The organism is Siphonobacter sp. SORGH_AS_0500, from assembly GCF_002838835.1.
Lineage (GTDB): Bacteria > Bacteroidota > Bacteroidia > Cytophagales > Spirosomataceae > Siphonobacter.
On sequence record NZ_NHPP01000005.1, the window covers coordinates 280,967 to 296,585 of the forward strand.

Annotated in this window: 12 protein-coding genes and 1 riboswitch; of the genes, 3 read left to right on the plus strand and 9 right to left on the minus strand. The window is 46.3% G+C overall.

The window, feature by feature from the left end; all coding sequences use genetic code 11:
* Position 1 precedes the first annotated feature (1 nt).
* The 8 genes from BWI96_RS07935 to BWI96_RS07965 all read right to left on the minus strand — a co-directional run bounded on the left by BWI96_RS07935 (position 2) and on the right by BWI96_RS07965 (position 11,456).
* Complete coding sequence (locus BWI96_RS07935; protein ID WP_106636125.1) at positions 2 to 2,752, minus strand: TonB-dependent receptor; 2,751 nt, start codon at positions 2,750 to 2,752, stop codon at positions 2 to 4.
* An 82-nt stretch (positions 2,753 to 2,834) separates the two neighbouring features.
* Entirely contained in the window at positions 2,835 to 3,776 is a 942-nt protein-coding gene (locus BWI96_RS07940) for a cytochrome-c peroxidase (RefSeq protein WP_106636126.1), read from the minus strand.
* Positions 3,773 to 4,249 (minus strand): protein-disulfide reductase DsbD domain-containing protein, encoded by a 477-nt coding sequence (locus BWI96_RS07945; protein WP_106636127.1) that lies wholly within the window; start codon positions 4,247 to 4,249, stop codon positions 3,773 to 3,775. The genes BWI96_RS07940 and BWI96_RS07945 overlap by 4 nt, the downstream gene beginning before the upstream one ends.
* Positions 4,250 to 4,262: 13 nt before the next feature.
* Positions 4,263 to 4,871 carry a YceI family protein gene (locus BWI96_RS07950; protein ID WP_106636128.1) on the minus strand — a complete coding sequence of 203 codons (609 nt, stop codon included), beginning with the start codon at positions 4,869 to 4,871 and terminating at the stop codon, positions 4,263 to 4,265.
* A 124-nt stretch (positions 4,872 to 4,995) separates the two neighbouring features.
* Positions 4,996 to 6,279, minus strand: coding sequence for a peroxiredoxin (locus BWI96_RS07955; RefSeq protein WP_106636169.1), 1,284 nt, complete (start codon positions 6,277 to 6,279; stop codon positions 4,996 to 4,998).
* Between the two features lie 201 nt (positions 6,280 to 6,480).
* Positions 6,481 to 6,582, minus strand: a riboswitch (SAM riboswitch).
* 207 nt (positions 6,583 to 6,789) lie between these two features.
* Complete coding sequence (locus BWI96_RS07960) at positions 6,790 to 8,265, minus strand: RagB/SusD family nutrient uptake outer membrane protein (RefSeq protein ID WP_106636129.1); 1,476 nt, start codon at positions 8,263 to 8,265, stop codon at positions 6,790 to 6,792.
* Positions 8,266 to 8,277: 12 nt separating this feature from the next.
* Entirely contained in the window at positions 8,278 to 8,436 is a 159-nt protein-coding gene (locus BWI96_RS21515; protein WP_157830264.1) for a hypothetical protein, read from the minus strand.
* Between the two features lie 254 nt (positions 8,437 to 8,690).
* On the minus strand, positions 8,691 to 11,456 hold the full coding sequence (locus BWI96_RS07965; protein ID WP_106636130.1) for a SusC/RagA family TonB-linked outer membrane protein: 2,766 nt from the start codon (positions 11,454 to 11,456) through the stop codon (positions 8,691 to 8,693).
* A gap of 525 nt (positions 11,457 to 11,981) precedes the next feature.
* On the opposite strand from BWI96_RS07965, the gene BWI96_RS21520 reads away from it, so the two are divergent.
* The 3 genes from BWI96_RS21520 to BWI96_RS07975 all read left to right on the plus strand — a co-directional run bounded on the left by BWI96_RS21520 (position 11,982) and on the right by BWI96_RS07975 (position 14,785).
* Positions 11,982 to 12,413 carry a hypothetical protein gene (locus BWI96_RS21520; protein WP_157830265.1) on the plus strand — a complete coding sequence of 144 codons (432 nt, stop codon included), beginning with the start codon at positions 11,982 to 11,984 and terminating at the stop codon, positions 12,411 to 12,413.
* Complete coding sequence (locus tag BWI96_RS07970) at positions 12,317 to 13,690, plus strand: lipopolysaccharide assembly protein LapB (protein ID WP_106636131.1); 1,374 nt, start codon at positions 12,317 to 12,319, stop codon at positions 13,688 to 13,690. The genes BWI96_RS21520 and BWI96_RS07970 overlap by 97 nt, the downstream gene beginning before the upstream one ends.
* Positions 13,691 to 13,774: 84 nt before the next feature.
* Complete coding sequence (locus tag BWI96_RS07975; protein ID WP_106636132.1) at positions 13,775 to 14,785, plus strand: TlpA disulfide reductase family protein; 1,011 nt, start codon at positions 13,775 to 13,777, stop codon at positions 14,783 to 14,785.
* Between the two features lie 182 nt (positions 14,786 to 14,967).
* On the opposite strand, the gene BWI96_RS07980 is transcribed toward BWI96_RS07975, so the two are convergent.
* On the minus strand, positions 14,968 to 15,609 hold the full coding sequence (locus BWI96_RS07980) for a hypothetical protein (RefSeq protein ID WP_106636133.1): 642 nt from the start codon (positions 15,607 to 15,609) through the stop codon (positions 14,968 to 14,970).
* Between the last annotated feature and the right edge of the window lie 10 nt (positions 15,610 to 15,619).

A 15,619-nucleotide genomic window follows, 5' to 3' on the forward strand; every position in this document is an offset into this window, starting at 1 on the left:
TTTAGAAAGTGACAGAAAGGCGGGCGAAGGGCTGAATCCCTGCACTGCCGTTTTGAATCCCAACTACCGTCGGATTACGCAGGCTGACTACCTGAGAATAATCGCCGAGCTGATTAAAGAGGTTATTGACACCAGCCGTTACCTGAATGGCCGAAGAAACGCGGTAACCTACCGAAGCGTCCGTTACCCAGATAGGATTGAGTTTTTGGAAGAAATAATCAGGTCGGGGGAAGGTGGCATTCAGGGCTGTAGCCGTAGTAACCGATCCGAAATATACCGTGCGAAGCAGGTAATTAAAACGTCCCTGACGGTAGAAAGCCTGAAGTGTAATTTTCTGACCGGGAATGTTGGAGGTAACCCGGGCCTTTTCGCCTTCGTTAAAAATAATGTAACGATAGGCTTCCAACCCTTTGGGTGTATGGACATTGGTTACTTCATTCTTTACAAAGTTGCCTCCCACCAGAAGCGTTAACTGACCACTGCGGAAGGGTGTTTTATAACTTCCTGTAAACTCAATACCCTTCGTGCGGGTACTAAAGGAGTTATAGAAAAACTTGGCCTGTGTCGTTCCCGTTTGCACGAAGAGGGTACGTACTTCCAGGGGTAAATTGGTATCGGTTGCTGAGAAGTTACCCGTATTGCCTACCCGATTGTTCACCTCAACCAGATACGCATCCGCTGTTAACTCCAGATTCCGAACGGGTTGGGAAGTAAACCCGAAGGTGTACCCTTTTGATTTTTCAGGCGTTAGGGAAGGGAACCCTAATGCCCGGGTAGCGGCACTTTTGTTGGAAGCCGTTACCTGATCAATAGCCCGGCCCTGCTGGAAACTCGTGGACGTTTCGGTATAATAGAACTGAGCCAGATCGGGGGCCCGGAAGCCGGTGTTATGCGAAGCCCGGATGCTTAACCAGTTGCTGAATTTGTAACGGGTGGCTACTTTATAGGTGGTTACGTTTCCAAAATCTGAAAAATTCTCTACCCTAAAGGCCCCCGACAGTAACCAGTTCTGGGTAAGGTTTGCTTCTAGGTCCAGGTAACCCGCTGAAATGGCCCGGTTTACATTGACCTCGTTGGCTGGACGGAATCCGGCGTGGATTTGTGAGCCGGGCGAAAGACCGTTTAGACCAATGCTGCCTGCATTATTCAGGTAAGGAATACCTGCCGTCGTGGTATCAATGTCATAAATCGTGCGTAAATCGGCTTTGCTGTAGGATGCTTCCTCTCCCGCAATGATCTGATAGGTTTCCACCCGGTACTGGGCACCCAGGGCAACGTTCAATCCTTTCAACACCCGATCAAAGTAACGACTGAAATCAAGGCTGGCCGTGTTTTGACTGGCGTTATACTTTCCTGCGTCAAACGTAGTTGGGCTTTTCAAACCCAGACTAGCATTGATGGAATTGGTGATGACGTTACCGAAATCATTCTTCCCATAAACATTCGAAAAATCAACATTCCACCCGTGTACTTTTCCTTTAATGCCCAGCGTCAGAGACTTATCGGTGATGATGTTTTCCATCGCGGGTAGAAAACCGTCGGGGTATAAAAACGAGTTGGTTCGCTCACTCCAGCCGGGCAGACGATAGACTGCCGTAAACTGTGAGTTGCGGTGACTGATTCCGCCAAAAGCATAGATTTCCGCTTCTTCTTTCAGGGGAATGGCCGCGTTGAAAAAGAGTAACGCGTCTTTGGCTTTGTTAGAACCGCCACCGCGTTGATCAAAAAAGTGCCGATCAATGCCTCGCTTGGCGAGGATAGCCTCATCAATTTCTTTGGTATAAATGGCATCGTAAGCCCGGGTATTGGCTCCTCCGCCGTAAATCGGGCCGTTGTACAAACCCGAATCGTCTTTGCCGGGAGTCAGGGAAATTCCTTGCGTGGCAAATTCAGCCGTTGCATTGAAAAAACCGCCTTTGTTACCCAGCGAAAATCCATAATTGGCACTGGTTCGCGTCGTAGTTCCATCGCCGCGACGCCGCGTGCTGACGGTTGAGGTTGCCGTTAGTTCGTCGGTGCTTTTCCGCAAAACGATGTTAATAACCCCGGCAATCGCGTCTGAGCCGTATTGAGCAGCGGCTCCGTCCCGGAGTATTTCCACGCGTTCAATCGAACCCGTTGGAATAGAGTTCAGGTCATAACCCGTAGCTCCGTTGCCCAATCCACCCCAGTTAACATTAGAGCTTTTATGGCGACGTTTGCCGTTCACCAGTACTAAGACCTGATCTACGCCTAAACCCCGTAGCTGCGAAAGATTCAGGGCCGAACCCGCATCCCCGGCATTACTGCCATTGACCGAGTGAAAGGAAGGCGAAACGTATTGCAGAAGTTGGGTAATACTCACTTGGGGAGCCGATTCTTTCAAGGGTTTCAGATCAATTACATCGACGGGAACGGGAGAATCTGTTCGGGTACGACTGGCGTTTCGGGAGCCTACTACTTCAATTTCACCCAATTGATTCGCCAAAGATTCCAGCCGGATGACGTATTGATTCGACTCATTCAGAGCCACTTCCTGCGTCTGGTAACCGATGGCAGAAATAATAAGGGTAGTCCCTTTATTGAACGTAAGCCTGAAGTTACCCTGGACATCGGTTGAGCTGCCATGTGTGGTATCTTTGATGTAAACAGAAGCTCCCGGAATGGGACCGCTGTCGGCGGAAGAGCTTACATTACCACTGATAATTCGTTGCTGTGCCTTCGTAGTTAAACTGATAATCAGTAAGAAAGTCAGGTAAAGATAGTGTTTCATATATTAATTTACTAAATCTATAGAATTAGTAGAATAAATGAGTTGAAAGAAACCCGAGCAGGGGAAGCTCGGGTTCATTGATTTACTTTTTAGTGAACTGATCGTCGGTCAACGCATGCAGAAACGCCTCCAGATCAGTAATGTCACCTTCGCTTAAATTCAGGGGGGTACTAAGAGAGGGGTCCCGGTTGAAACCATTCTTGACAAACTGGTCGGGATGGTTGTAATAATTAATGACTTCCCGCAGTGTCTTGAACATACCGTTATGCATATACGGAGCCGTTAAGGCCACGTTACGCAAGCCCGGAACTTTAAAGTGACCCAGGTAAGTACTGTCTTTTACAATCCTGAACCGCCCCTGATCCAGCAAATCCTTTCCATCGAATAAACCAATGTTCTTGAACCGATCTGCCGTGAAATCTTCTCCTGAGTGGCAATTGGCACAATTGGCTTTACCAATGAACAGATTTCTGCCACGAATGGCCGAAGCCGACATGGCCGCATCGTCCCCATTGATATACCGGTCATAGGGCGTATTACTGGTTTCCAGCGTTCGCTCATAGGCCGCAATTACCTCTGCCAGTTGAGTAGCCGTAACGTCTGATTTATAAAGTTTACGAAAAGCCTTTGCGTAAAACTTGTCGCCATTAAGGCGGGATACAGCTTCGGCGATGGGCAAGTTCATTTCGGTTGGGTTCGCAATCGGCTCCAGAGCCTGCATTTCTAGAGACGATGACCTCCCATCCCAAAAGAGTTGCAACCGACCTGCCAGATTCATCGCCGAAGGCGTATTACGTTCACCGGGGGTATTTCGCACACCCAGACTGAAGGACATCGTATCCGCAAAGGCAAATTCGGGTTTGTGACAGGAAGCACAGCTAATGGTGCGATCTTCGGAAAGAATAGGGTCAAAAAAGAGCTTTTTGCCCAGTTCTACTTTGCTTAGGGGTTCTTCTGAAGTAATAAACCTGAAGTTCAGAAAGAGTAATAGAATCCCCCCCAGAGCGAGGAAAAAGACTTTCATTGGGCATTTCGGGGATCAAAATTAAACGCTTGTCGGAAAGGAACGCATAAGCCTTTTTTATCGTGACAAACCTGACCAGTGATGTAGCCTGTGAAAAAATAATCCAGTTTATCGATTCTGACCTTCTGGCGAAATTCGGCCTGTTTCGTGAAGTAAGAGACATTCATTTCCCAGGTTTTGTCTTGCTTCGTTTGGGGCGAAATGGGAACGACCGGACCTAGCACTGAATACGTGCCATTAGATACGAACTCGAAATGAGTGGGCTGAGGACCTATATCTGCCTTAAAATCAGAAGAGTACAAAGACCATCCTTTTTCAACTTTGGCTCTCACGATGAGCTCTACTTCGTCACCGGGCTGGAGAGCGGTCTTCGATAGCGAATAATCCCATTCGAGTTGCTGAACGCTTTCCTGAGCCCATAGCGAGGTCACACTGGCTAGTAAAACGACTAGCCTAGTAAAAATTTTTCTCATAAACAAGGAAAGATTATCGACTCGCCGAAGCCGTGCCGCCCGCGTTAGCCACTAAGTTTACATCCAGTTCAAAGTCATTGTGGATGGCTTTGTCACCCAGATTTTCGAAGAAATTAGTCGAACGGAATTTGATATCGTATTTGGTACGATCTACCGGAATTTTAGCTGATGCCGTTAACTGGTTTTTATCAGCCTTTACCGTGGCAGGAAAGCTTACTTCCTGCGTAATGCCCTTGATGGTTAACTTCCCTTTGACCTGCACCTGACCCGCTGCCTGTGGGGTTACCGACGTAATCACAAAGGTTGATTTAGGGTGTTTGTCAACCGCGAAGAAATCATCCCCTTTGAGGTGATTGACTAGCTTCTGGTTGTATTCCTGATCTTTTAAATCTGTAACCGTCAGCGTGCGAAGATCGCTTTCAAACGAACCGCCTTTCAACTTACCATTATCAGCAATTAGGGTGCCGCTGGTAAGGGTAACGTTGCCATAGTGTTCACCGGTCACTTTTTTACCTTTCCACACGATAGTGCTTTTCTGGGTATCTACTTTGTAAGTAACCGTAGCCTGAGGCTTTGTAAATGCGAATGACGCAAGGGCGAGGAGAGCGAGTACTTTTTTCATGACAAGTTTTGTTTAGGTTTTTGTAAATGTAGTTGATTAGTAGCGAATTATGGTTTTTTAAGGAGTATCGGGTAAACTACCCGATACTCGAATACATGGCAAATCAACTTTGACGATCGAACGATTATCGTGCGGCCACATCGCTGCTGGCCGGAGCTTCTTCAGCAATGTATTTGTCCAGGTCTTTATTCCACTTCTTCACGTAGTTTTTGTAGTATTTCCCCGTTACTTCCCCGGTATAACCCGTGTGGATTTGCTTCACGGTTCCATCCCGACCAATGATGATCGTTGTTGGGAACGCCATCATTTTATTGAGGGCCGCGAATTTCTCGGAAGCCAGTTTTTTATCCGCAATACCACCGAAGAGAATGTCGTATTCAATACCGTATTTCTCTTTCAGTTTACCCAGCGTGTACTTGGCGTATTCCAGATCATCTTTCTGTTCAAAACCAACCGCGATGGCTTCTACACCGCGATGTTTATTGGCCTTATACCAGGGGGAAAGAAAAGCCGTCTGATCCGTGCAATTGGGGCACCAAGTCCCAATGATTTCCACGATGACCACTTTGCCTTTGTATTTGGCATCGCTCAGTTTTACGGTTTTTCCATTCAGATCGGGGAAAGTGAAATCTAATTTATTCCGACCTTCCTTCAGTTGAGTCAGAGCATAGGGATCCGGAAGTTCGGCCTTTTTGTTTTTCGTCCACTCCAGCTTTTGAGTAACGTATAACCCACGATCAATTTCGGCGGATAAGGTTTTGTCCTCGTTGATTTTTCCTTTGATCAATACGGGATTAGGCCCGGTGAAGCCCGAAAGAACAAATTCATTTCCCTGAACAGTCCCCTCCAGTTCACGGGAATCACCCACGACCGTCATGATCACGCCCGTCAGTTTATTCCCCTTTTGTTCGAGTAAAGCGACCTGATTCGCAACCGGTTCTTTACTAATGAGTTTGATTTCCCATTTCCCGCTCAGGTTAGCCGCTGGTGCAATGTCTTTACCGGGTTCAACGAATCGGTAAGACTTACCGTATTCCGCCGTAAAAGGCAGCGAGTTACCCCGGAAGCTGGGCACCAGACTACGGTATTCACCCGTGAGGTGGCCGTCGGGGTGAACCTTAGCTACCAGTGCGGCATCGTACGTATTCATTTTAATAAATAAAGAATCAGAAGCCGTTTGTTTGACGTGGAAGTGATCCTGACGGGTGCCATTGATGAGGGTGAAAGTAGCGTCTTCGGCTTTATTACCCTTTACTTCAAAATTAAAGGGAACCTTCTGTTCGTTAATGGTGAAAACGCCCCGCCAAACGCCTTCTTTCGGGAATTGAGTTTGCTGAGCCTGCGAAGAAAAACCACTGAGTACGGACAAAGTAAGGGCCGTGCCTTTCAGGAATGAAATGGCTTTCATTTTCATAAATAGATGTGTTAGAAATAGTTAGGAAATGCACTCGCGTTGAAACGCGTGCAGAGAAAGAAAGCATATACACCAGTGCAGGCAGGCAGATGCAAATGACTTTCGTGATTAGTTGAGGTTGGACGGATCTCAGCAGCAGCAGGTGCAGCAGCGAGCATTGCAGGCGAATAGCTTAGCGTTCATGGTTGGTTGTTGGGTTTATAGTTCCTAAAAATGTTAGGCAGGTTAGCACTGATTCCGTTCAGGAAAGTTGCTAAGGATTCAAAGAGCCTGTCTCTCCACCTTTCTTTATAAGCCGTAACTACTTTTGCAGGGAAGTAATTGAAGACTCTGCAAAGATATATACGTGAAAATACATTATCCAAATAAATCTATAGATTTTATAGACTAATAACGTTTATTTTTTTAGCCAAACCTATTAATCATTTGTCAATCAGTAGATTGAGAATTGAGGTTAGATTAGGCAGCAGGCATTTATTCAAGCTAGATGCCTGCTGCCTGTGATTAATTACGGGTCATTAGCTTATTAGCGGTTAACTCACTGGCTGGAATGAGCCATACATAGGTAGGATCGCTCGGTACGATGGCCGGTACAGTGCCTTTTGCTGGAAACGTTAGATTCTGCCGGTAAATGTCAATAGAGCGTAAGCCTTCGCCTAAAAACTCAATGCGGCGTTCTTTTAGAATCGTTTCCAGCAAAGCACTGGCATTAGGAAAGCTGGCGGTAGTCCACTGCGTGGAAGCATCCGACCTTGATCGCACGGCACTCAGCAACTGAACGGCTCGGGCATCTACTGAATTGGTCGAGCGGGTTCGTGCCTCAGCAAGGTTCAATAGCACTTCCGCGTAGCGAATAATTGGAGCTTTGTCGGTATAAGGCGACGGACTCGAGTATTTCGATAACCACTGCTGCCCGCCCGAAGTAACCACAAACTGGCGGCGGGCATCGGTCGATTTCCAGGTGCTTTCGCCCAGAATTCCTGCCGGGTTCAGGTAATACTCCCTGTTACCTGTCGGTAGGTAGTAAAAGCCAAATTGATTCTGCGTTCCTGGGTTGTCCTGATTGGTGAAAACGAGCGAGAAGATGCTTTCCGTTGTGGTTTGCGGTACGGCAAAGACCGAAGCAATATTGGCTTGCAAGGCATGCTTTACGCCCGTGGTGGCCGTAAAGGGAGCAGAAGCGGAAACAATCTTGTCAGCTTCCCGGATTACGTCATCCCATTTAGATTGAGCCAGATAAACTTTCGTTTTAAACGCAATTGCCGAATTCCGATGCGGATGCGAGACATTGGTCAATTCATCGGTATAATTTAACGGAAGGTTCTGCTCGGCGAAATTCAAATCCTCAATAATCTGAGCGTAAACTTCGGCCACCGTACTCCGGGCCAGATCGTTATTCGCTGCATTGGTTTCAGCCTGAAGCCGAAGCGGCAAGCCCGGACTGGAACCATTAGAAGTTGCCCCATACGACCGGGCATAAAACTGCAGTACGTAGAAATAAGCCACCGCTCTCACGAACCGAGCTTCGGCTTTGTATTTTAGCACTTGCTGGTCATAGTTGGCCGGAAACGTAGGAGGTACGAATTTGCTGGCGTTATCATCCAGACCTTTTAAAAATACGTTAACTTTATTAATAGAAGCATAAGCCGCGTCCCAGATGCCACCCGTCTGCGATTCGTTTTGTGTAAAGCTCCACACGTTAAAACCAGTACCCTGGTTGGCCTTGACATTCAGGAATTCTTCTCCCTGAATATCGCTATAAATGTGATAACGCCCTCCTAGAAAGGCTCCTGATTTAATGGACGAAGAACTGAATAACCCGTTCACCTGCTGGGCAATGCGGGCAGGTGTATCGAAAACGACAATGTCGGTGAAAAACGTAGTGGGTGTGGGTTCTAGTTTGTCTTCGTTGCAGGAAGAAAGTGCAAGTACGATTCCAAGGCCTAGTACGCGGGACGTATGTTTGAGTAAGTGATTCATAATTAGGAAGGGTTAAAAGCCAATAGTAATACCGAGGGATACTGTACGGGTTTGTCCCAATGCATTCCGGTCCACGCCGGGGCCCGTATTGCTGTTTCCATTCACCGTAGATTCGGGATCATAACCGCTGTACTTCGTAAAAACCAGAGCATTCTGCACCTGAGCGTACACGCGGGCACTCGATACATGAAGGCGGTTCAGAACATTTGGATTGAGTTTGTACCCCAGCGAAACATTCCGCAGACGAGCAAAATCGCCTTTTTCAATATTTTCGGAAATGGAGATAGCCGCTCCGCCGTTGGAAATGTTATCTCCGTAAACCGCCCGTGGTAATTTCCCATCCTTATTAGTCGGTGTCCAGCGGTCGAGGAGATCCGTGCTGTTGTTATAGCCGCGTTGATCACGAGTTCCAGGTTTGGTGCCGTTCAGAACCTTATTACCTCCCGAGAATTGCAGGAATAAACCCAGATCGAAGTTTTTGTAGGTAAACGTGTTATCAAATCCGCCGTACCATTTGGCAAAGCCGGGCCTTGATTTCTACCGTCCGCCAGCGTCGTTGCAGCAGATACGGACGTGCCTTCCAGCGTCGTCCATCGTTGGGATGCGGAGGCCGAATGATCGTATTGAACCACGGTTCCGTCGGCTTTCTGGAATAAACGGCGACCATTTTCAGGATTAACCCCCAGCGTAGTAACGGCCCAGAGACTGGAAACCGATTTTCCAATTTCAATTACGTTTTCACCGTTGATTATCCGCTGGTTATCGCCATTCAGGCTAATGACCTTATTTTTCAGCGTCGTTACATTCGCATTGATTTTCCAGCTGAACTCATCCGTACGAACGGCATGGGCCTGTACGCTGAACTCCAGCCCGGTATTTTGCATCGAGCCAATATTGAGTAACAGAGAATTGGAGGGGATCCCTTTGGAAGATGCCTGCGGAACATTGAGAATCAGGCCATCCACATCGTTTTGGTAATAGGCGATTTCTCCGGTAATGCGATCATTGAGTAAGCCAAAAGCAAATCCAAAATCAGTTTTCTTGCTGGTTTCCCAGGACAGACTTCGGTTTCCCGCCTGATCGTAATAAAGCGTAGGGGAATCGCCCTGTAAACCAGCCGCGTAGGATTGCAGCGAAGCATAGTCATTAATGCCCTGATTATTCCCAACCAGACCGTAGCTACCCCGGAATTTCAGGTAACTTACGATTCGACTGATGGCTGAATTCGCCCAGAAAGTTTCATCTGAGATGGAGTAACCCAGCGAAGCACCGTAGAAGTTACCAAACTTTTTACCACTCGCAAAAGCTGAATAGCCGTCCCGACGGAAGTTAAGAGTAGCGAAATATTTTTTACCGAAATCATAATTCAAACGTCCGAAATAGGATAACAGGAAGTTTTCCGTTTGAGCCATGCTCACCGGAACTGTATTTACAAAGTTCCCCTTGACACTCCTGAAAAGTGGATCGGACTGGTTCGTTCGGTTTAAACCCCAACGGTCCACTGTAGAAAGTTGCTGTTCATTGCCGATTAACAAAGAAATATTATGCTTTCCAGCCAATGAAAAATCGTATTGAGCCGTATTCTGCCAGTTCCAACGGTAGTTATTGCGATAACGGCTGGTCGCACTGCCACCCACAAATACGCCGGGAGGAGTAAGCGGACTTTCATACGATTCATCGACTACACTCAACCGATCAATCCCATATTGAGTACGGATGTTCAGCCCTTTGATGATTTCCCAATTGGCGTATAAACTTCCCTGCGTGGCGGCACCCGACGAACGATAGCGATCATTATCCATCACCGCCGCCAGATTGGACCAGATGGACGGAATACGGTTATTCATCTGACCGATCAAACCACCAGAACCGATATTATACGAGCCATCGCTATTGTATGGACTCAGGTTAGGGTCAGGGCTTAAGGCTAAACGCGGACCGTTGGTGTAGGAATAGACTTCCCCACTTACTGAACCTGAATTGACGGAAAGGGTGCTGGTGTTACTGATAGCAAAATTAGCTCCAATCGTAAAGGTTTTGAAAAGCTTATGGTCGATTTTAACACGAGCATTTTTACGATCAAATTCGTTATGCTTCACAATCCCCGCCTGATCGGTATATCCCAGTGAAACGTAATAATTAGTTCGCTCCGAACCGCCTGAAAAACTCAAAGCGTGCGACTGCGAAAATCCATTATTCTGGTAAAATAGTTTTTTATAGTCGGTATCAATTAAGTTGCCGTTGGCGTCATAATTTAAAGCGTAACCGGGCGTTTGTCCGGCATTGGCAAGGGCTTCATTTTTCAGGGTAACAAAATCTTCTGCCCCCAGCATTTGGATTTTGTTAAGTCGGTAGGGGTTCGACCAGCTTACCCAGGAATCCAGACTTACTTTTACATTACCCTTTTTGCCCTGTTTAGTGGTAATCAGAATGACCCCGGCACTGGCCCGTGAACCGTAAATAGCAGTGGCCGAAGCATCTTTTAATACCTCAACGCTCTCAATATCAGCCGGATTAATATTAGATAATGGGTTATTGGAAGCCGAATTGGTAGAGATATTATCCGTATACGTAGGTACGCCATCTACCACAACCAGCGGGAAGGAACTCAGGTTAATTGAGTTAATCCCGCGAATACGAATGACGGGTGTAGCGTTCAGAGCTCCGCCGGGGGTTGAAATGTTAACTCCAGCGGCTCTTCCCTGTAGGGCCTGATCAAAACTCTGCACAGGAGCAGCGGCAAGGTCTTTACCCGAAACCGTTGCGATCGAGCCCGTTAAATCCCGTTTCTGCTGGGTACCATACCCCACAACAACCACTTCATTCAACTGGCTGGTCTGCGATTCCAGATGGATATCCACGCGAGTTCGAGTACCTACGATTACTTCCTGTGAAATAAAGCCAACAAAAGAAAAAACTAATGTCGCTTTTGCATCAGCTATGTGAAGCTGATAATTTCCGTTGGCGTCGGTCGTAGTGCCGACGGTGGTTCCCTTAATGGCGACCGACACGCCAGGTAGAGGTGTACCATCGCTTTGAGCAGTTACTTTCCCCTGAATCACTAGGTCTTTTGATGAGATGAGTAGGGGCTGATGGAGAGGAGCGGCTTCGGCTGGCGGTGTGCCCGATAAAGCATAACTCAGTAATAACAAACCCAGAATCTGCTGAGCGGAAATGATAGGTTTTTTCATACTCTTGTCAATGAAAAGATGGGAATAAGGCACACAAAGGAGTACTGATAAAGCAATAGGAGAACTTCAGACCTAATCAATAGCTAAGTCTGACACTAGGGGAATTCGTAAAAAGAAGGCGGAGAATCTTCCGAAATAATACTTCGGAGATCAATGGAATAATGGAATACCTAGCAACAACACGATTTGAAGTAGAGATCGTGTAAGAGAGCGACAGAAGAATACTCGGTGAGAAAATTATATACAGCTTGTTTCATTATGGAAGATTTAAAGTCTATAAAATTGGTAGGCAAAGTAGGATAAACTTAAATGCTTTTCCAAATGCTTTTAAAAACTTTATTTTAAAGCTTCTGTATAGATTATTCAAAAATCACCTTCGCTGGGGATTGACAGGATAGTATATTTTCATATAATAACATACTAAATATATAGAGTAAGTGTATATTTGATTCAGATTTTGTTTTAGGAGTTGCCTGTCTGTTCTTTTCTATCGGATAAAAAACAGTCTTTCCGTCTGAATCCCTTATGAAACTTCGCTTACTAGCTTTGAGTTTACTTTCCCTGCCTGCCCTGAGTCAACGGGTGTATCACGATGATCATCACCACGATCCAGAAGGTCGGGCGATGAATCACGATCATCTTACTCATATTCAGGAATATCGTAAAGAAACGGTTTATGTACATCATCTTCCGGCTCCACAAGTAATGTCGGGAATTGGTACTTCTGATCTGAAAATTCAAACGAAATCTTCTTTAACTCAAACCTATTTCAATCAGGCGTTGCCTTACTGCATGGTTTCTGGGATTTTGAGGCGTATCGGGCTTTTAAAGAAGCGTCCCGTCAGGATTCAACCGCCCTCATGCCTTATTGGGGTATTTATAGTGCAATTGGTTCCATGGAAGGGGATGACTTTGCGGAAGACCGGATTCGGGCTGTGGCAAAAATTAAAGCGTTGAAAGATAAGGCCCCTCCGCATGAAAGGCGTTATGCGGAAGCCATTCTGGCCCGCGAGGTATCGGGGGCAAACCACAAAAAGGAGTATGAACGTATTCTGGAGTTACTGGTTCACGAATACCCCGACGATGTAGATGCCAAGCTCTTTCTGGCTTTAAGCAAAATGAGCGGCTATGATCTCAAGCTGAATCCCAGAGAGGGAACGATGTATGCCGAATACCTGCTGCGAGACGTACTAAAATCGCATCCCGATAACGCCGGAGCTCATCATTACTGGATTCACCTGAAGGAAAATTGTTGCCCGGAAGAGGCTCTTGAAAGCTGTGAAAAATTACCTAAACTCGGTCCGGCTTCGAGTCATCTGGTGCACATGCCGGGTCACGTGTACTATAAGTTAGGCGAATACCAGAAAGCCTTCGATACATTCAAAGCTTCCGTCGCGGTGGACTCCGTTTATATGAAAAAGCAGAATATTCAGGAAGTTGATGCTTGGAATTACATTCACAATATCAATTACTTATTGGCCAATTGTGCCGAAGATGGACGTTACGCAACGGCATTGTACTATGCCGAAAAGCTCCAGAATATGCCTGCTTCGAAAGAACGCAAACGCAAGTACGAAGGTCGTTTCTTTTATCAGGGCATTCTTGCTCCCGTAAAAATGGAAATCTGTTTTGGGCATTACGACCGGGCGGCCCAACGTCTTAAAGCCATTTTGCCCACTGACAGTTTGTATTCAGTCAAAGCAATGGCGTATAAAGATGGACTATATTATTTTTCTGCAGGAATGGACGCCATCAAGCGAAATAAAATTGAGGAAGCTCAGAAGTTGGTTGATGCACTGGATGCTACGCTTTGGCGAAATGTCAACCAGTTTAGCGAAGCAGATATTATCAATTCGCGGCGGGTGAATGACTTAAATGTAGCTTCGCTGGAATTACAGGGACTGATCAAAAACGCTCAGGGACATACCAAAGAAGCGATTGCCTTATTGGAAAAAGCAAAGGTCAAGGAAGAAGAATTAGGGTATAGCGAACCGCCTTCGTATGCCCGTCCGGTATTGATTAGCCTCGGCGAAGTGCAGTTACAGGCCAAAAATTACGATCAGGCTATTAAAGCGTATATGGATTTATTGCATAAACATCCCAATTCAGCCAACGGACTCTGGGGCTTGTATAAAGTATATCGAAAAAAAGGCGATTCGACCAAAGCCAAAGAATACGCCGATTTGCTAGCGAGAATCTGTCGTTATGGCGATAAGAGTCTGTATCCGCTTTAATGTCAGCCGTTTTTAAACGCACTCCCATCGCTATACGCAGAAGGAGTTCTGAAAACTTTCTTTTCAATTCAAACCAATCACTCAATGAATCTGCTCAAATCTTTAACGCTGGTGGCTGGACTAGGTCTGAACTCACTGGCTCAGGCTCAAACACCCGTGAATATTTCAGGAACCGTTGCGGGTATTAACACCGGAAAAGTGTACTTGCAACGCTTCCACAATAAAATGTTTTATACGGTTGAAGCCGTACCCGTGAAAGATGGGAAGTTTCAGATTCAGCGGAAGCTACAGTTACCCGAAGTATATGGTATCACGGTCGATACCACCCGTGGAAATCAGTTTCTGTTTCTGGACGCTACCGATACTAAAGTAACGATCAGTCTGGATAGTGCAGCTCGCTACCGGAACACAAAAGTAACGGGCTCCAAGGGGCAGGAGCTGCTGGCAAGTTTCCGTCAGGGGCAGGAAGGGAAGATTGAGGATTTCATTAAAAAGAATCCAACGTCCATTGTTCCAACCTATATTCTGTATCGGGAATATTCGTACCGACTAACACCGGAAGAAATTGAGAAAAACGTAGCCTTACTCGACGCGTCGCTTCAAAAAACACCTTATGTGAAAACGCTGAAAGAGCTGGTGACTACCCTGCGAAGTGTGCAGGTAGGAGAAAAAGCCAAAGACTTTCAGGCCAACACACCCGAAGGGAAGCCCCTGCGGTTGTCAAGTCTGTACGGAAAGAGCTATATTCTGGTAGATTTCTGGGCGGCCTGGTGTGGCCCCTGCCGGCACGAAAACCCGAACCTGGTAAAGACCTATGGAAAATACAAAGGGCAGGGCTTTACTATTCTTGGCGTATCACTGGATCATACCAAAGAAGCCTGGCTGAAAGCCATCGCCAAAGACCAACTGACCTGGCATCAAGTATCGGATCTGAAATACTGGAACAGCGAACCCGCTCAGTTATACGGCGTTCGAGCCATCCCATCAAACGTGTTACTCGATGCCGAAGGACGAATTGTTGCTCGTAATTTAAGAGGGGAAGAGTTAGGAGCTAAATTAGAGGACTTGTATTCAAAGTCGGCGGCTAATAAGTGATGTAAGAAGTTAAGGATAAGTTCTTGTAATAATTTAATACATAGATAAATGGATTGTAAAATGCTTAATATTAAACTATTAACTAACAATATAGCAAAATCTAGAGGCCACCTGTAGTGATAACCCCCTACAGGTGGCCTCTAGATTTTGTTGATCCGCCAGAGAATGCTGGCTTTTATGGACTACGCGTGTTTTTTGATGTAGGTCTGAATGTTCTTCAAATCCTGACGCAGGCGATCATCCATTTTTTTCGCGTCTTGCTTCGCTGCTTTTTCTCTGGCATCGAGCGAAGTGCGAGCGGTGTTTATAAGTTTAAGACCCTCTTCCTTACTGGATTTATCCATTTTACCCACGTGTTTTTCCAGGTCATTAAGCGTAACCTTGAGGGGGTCGGTCGTTACTTCTGGCAATACAAGGATATCCTCAATTGCCTGGTGGCCTACCGTTAGTTCGGCTGCGGTTACGGCTTCATTCAGTTCTGCTTCCGTTAATTTCTTTTCTTTGGCCCGCTCTACCAGTTTTTCGAGGTCTTTCAGGTGATTATCAAAGAGTGACAGGTTTTCACCCTTCAGATTTTTGCCTTCCACTTTGAGAGCAGCAATACCTGATTGTAAATCTTTTACTGCGGTCTCTGGAGCATTGGTCTGCAAAGCCACTAGAGCCTGATCGAAATACGCATCCGAAGGATTTTCCAGTACTTGCGTTTCTTCCGCCGCGATAAGGGTAGTATCCGTAGTGGAAGTTTGTGCTTCTTGTTTTTTGGGTGATGACTGGCAAGAGGCCAGTGCAATCATTAGGCTGATGGCTAACAGGTTAGATTTCATGATTTTACTA

What these genes read in the sequence shown, in the direction of transcription:
- BWI96_RS07935 (WP_106636125.1), bottom strand. Translation starts at nt 2,752, where the DNA reads ATGAAACACTATCTTTACCTGACTTTCTTACTGATTATCAGTTTAACT.
- BWI96_RS07940 (WP_106636126.1), bottom strand. Translation starts at nt 3,776, where the DNA reads ATGAAAGTCTTTTTCCTCGCTCTGGGGGGGATTCTATTACTCTTTCTG.
- BWI96_RS07945 (WP_106636127.1), bottom strand. Translation starts at nt 4,249, where the DNA reads ATGAGAAAAATTTTTACTAGGCTAGTCGTTTTACTAGCCAGTGTGACC.
- BWI96_RS07950 (WP_106636128.1), bottom strand. Translation starts at nt 4,871, where the DNA reads ATGAAAAAAGTACTCGCTCTCCTCGCCCTTGCGTCATTCGCATTTACA.
- BWI96_RS07955 (WP_106636169.1), bottom strand. Translation starts at nt 6,279, where the DNA reads ATGAAAGCCATTTCATTCCTGAAAGGCACGGCCCTTACTTTGTCCGTA.
- BWI96_RS07960 (WP_106636129.1), bottom strand. Translation starts at nt 8,265, where the DNA reads ATGAATCACTTACTCAAACATACGTCCCGCGTACTAGGCCTTGGAATC.
- BWI96_RS07965 (WP_106636130.1), bottom strand. Translation starts at nt 11,456, where the DNA reads ATGAAAAAACCTATCATTTCCGCTCAGCAGATTCTGGGTTTGTTATTA.
- BWI96_RS21520 (WP_157830265.1), top strand. Translation starts at nt 11,982, where the DNA reads ATGAAACTTCGCTTACTAGCTTTGAGTTTACTTTCCCTGCCTGCCCTG.
- BWI96_RS07970 (WP_106636131.1), top strand. Translation starts at nt 12,317, where the DNA reads ATGCCTTATTGGGGTATTTATAGTGCAATTGGTTCCATGGAAGGGGAT.
- BWI96_RS07975 (WP_106636132.1), top strand. Translation starts at nt 13,775, where the DNA reads ATGAATCTGCTCAAATCTTTAACGCTGGTGGCTGGACTAGGTCTGAAC.
- BWI96_RS07980 (WP_106636133.1), bottom strand. Translation starts at nt 15,609, where the DNA reads ATGAAATCTAACCTGTTAGCCATCAGCCTAATGATTGCACTGGCCTCT.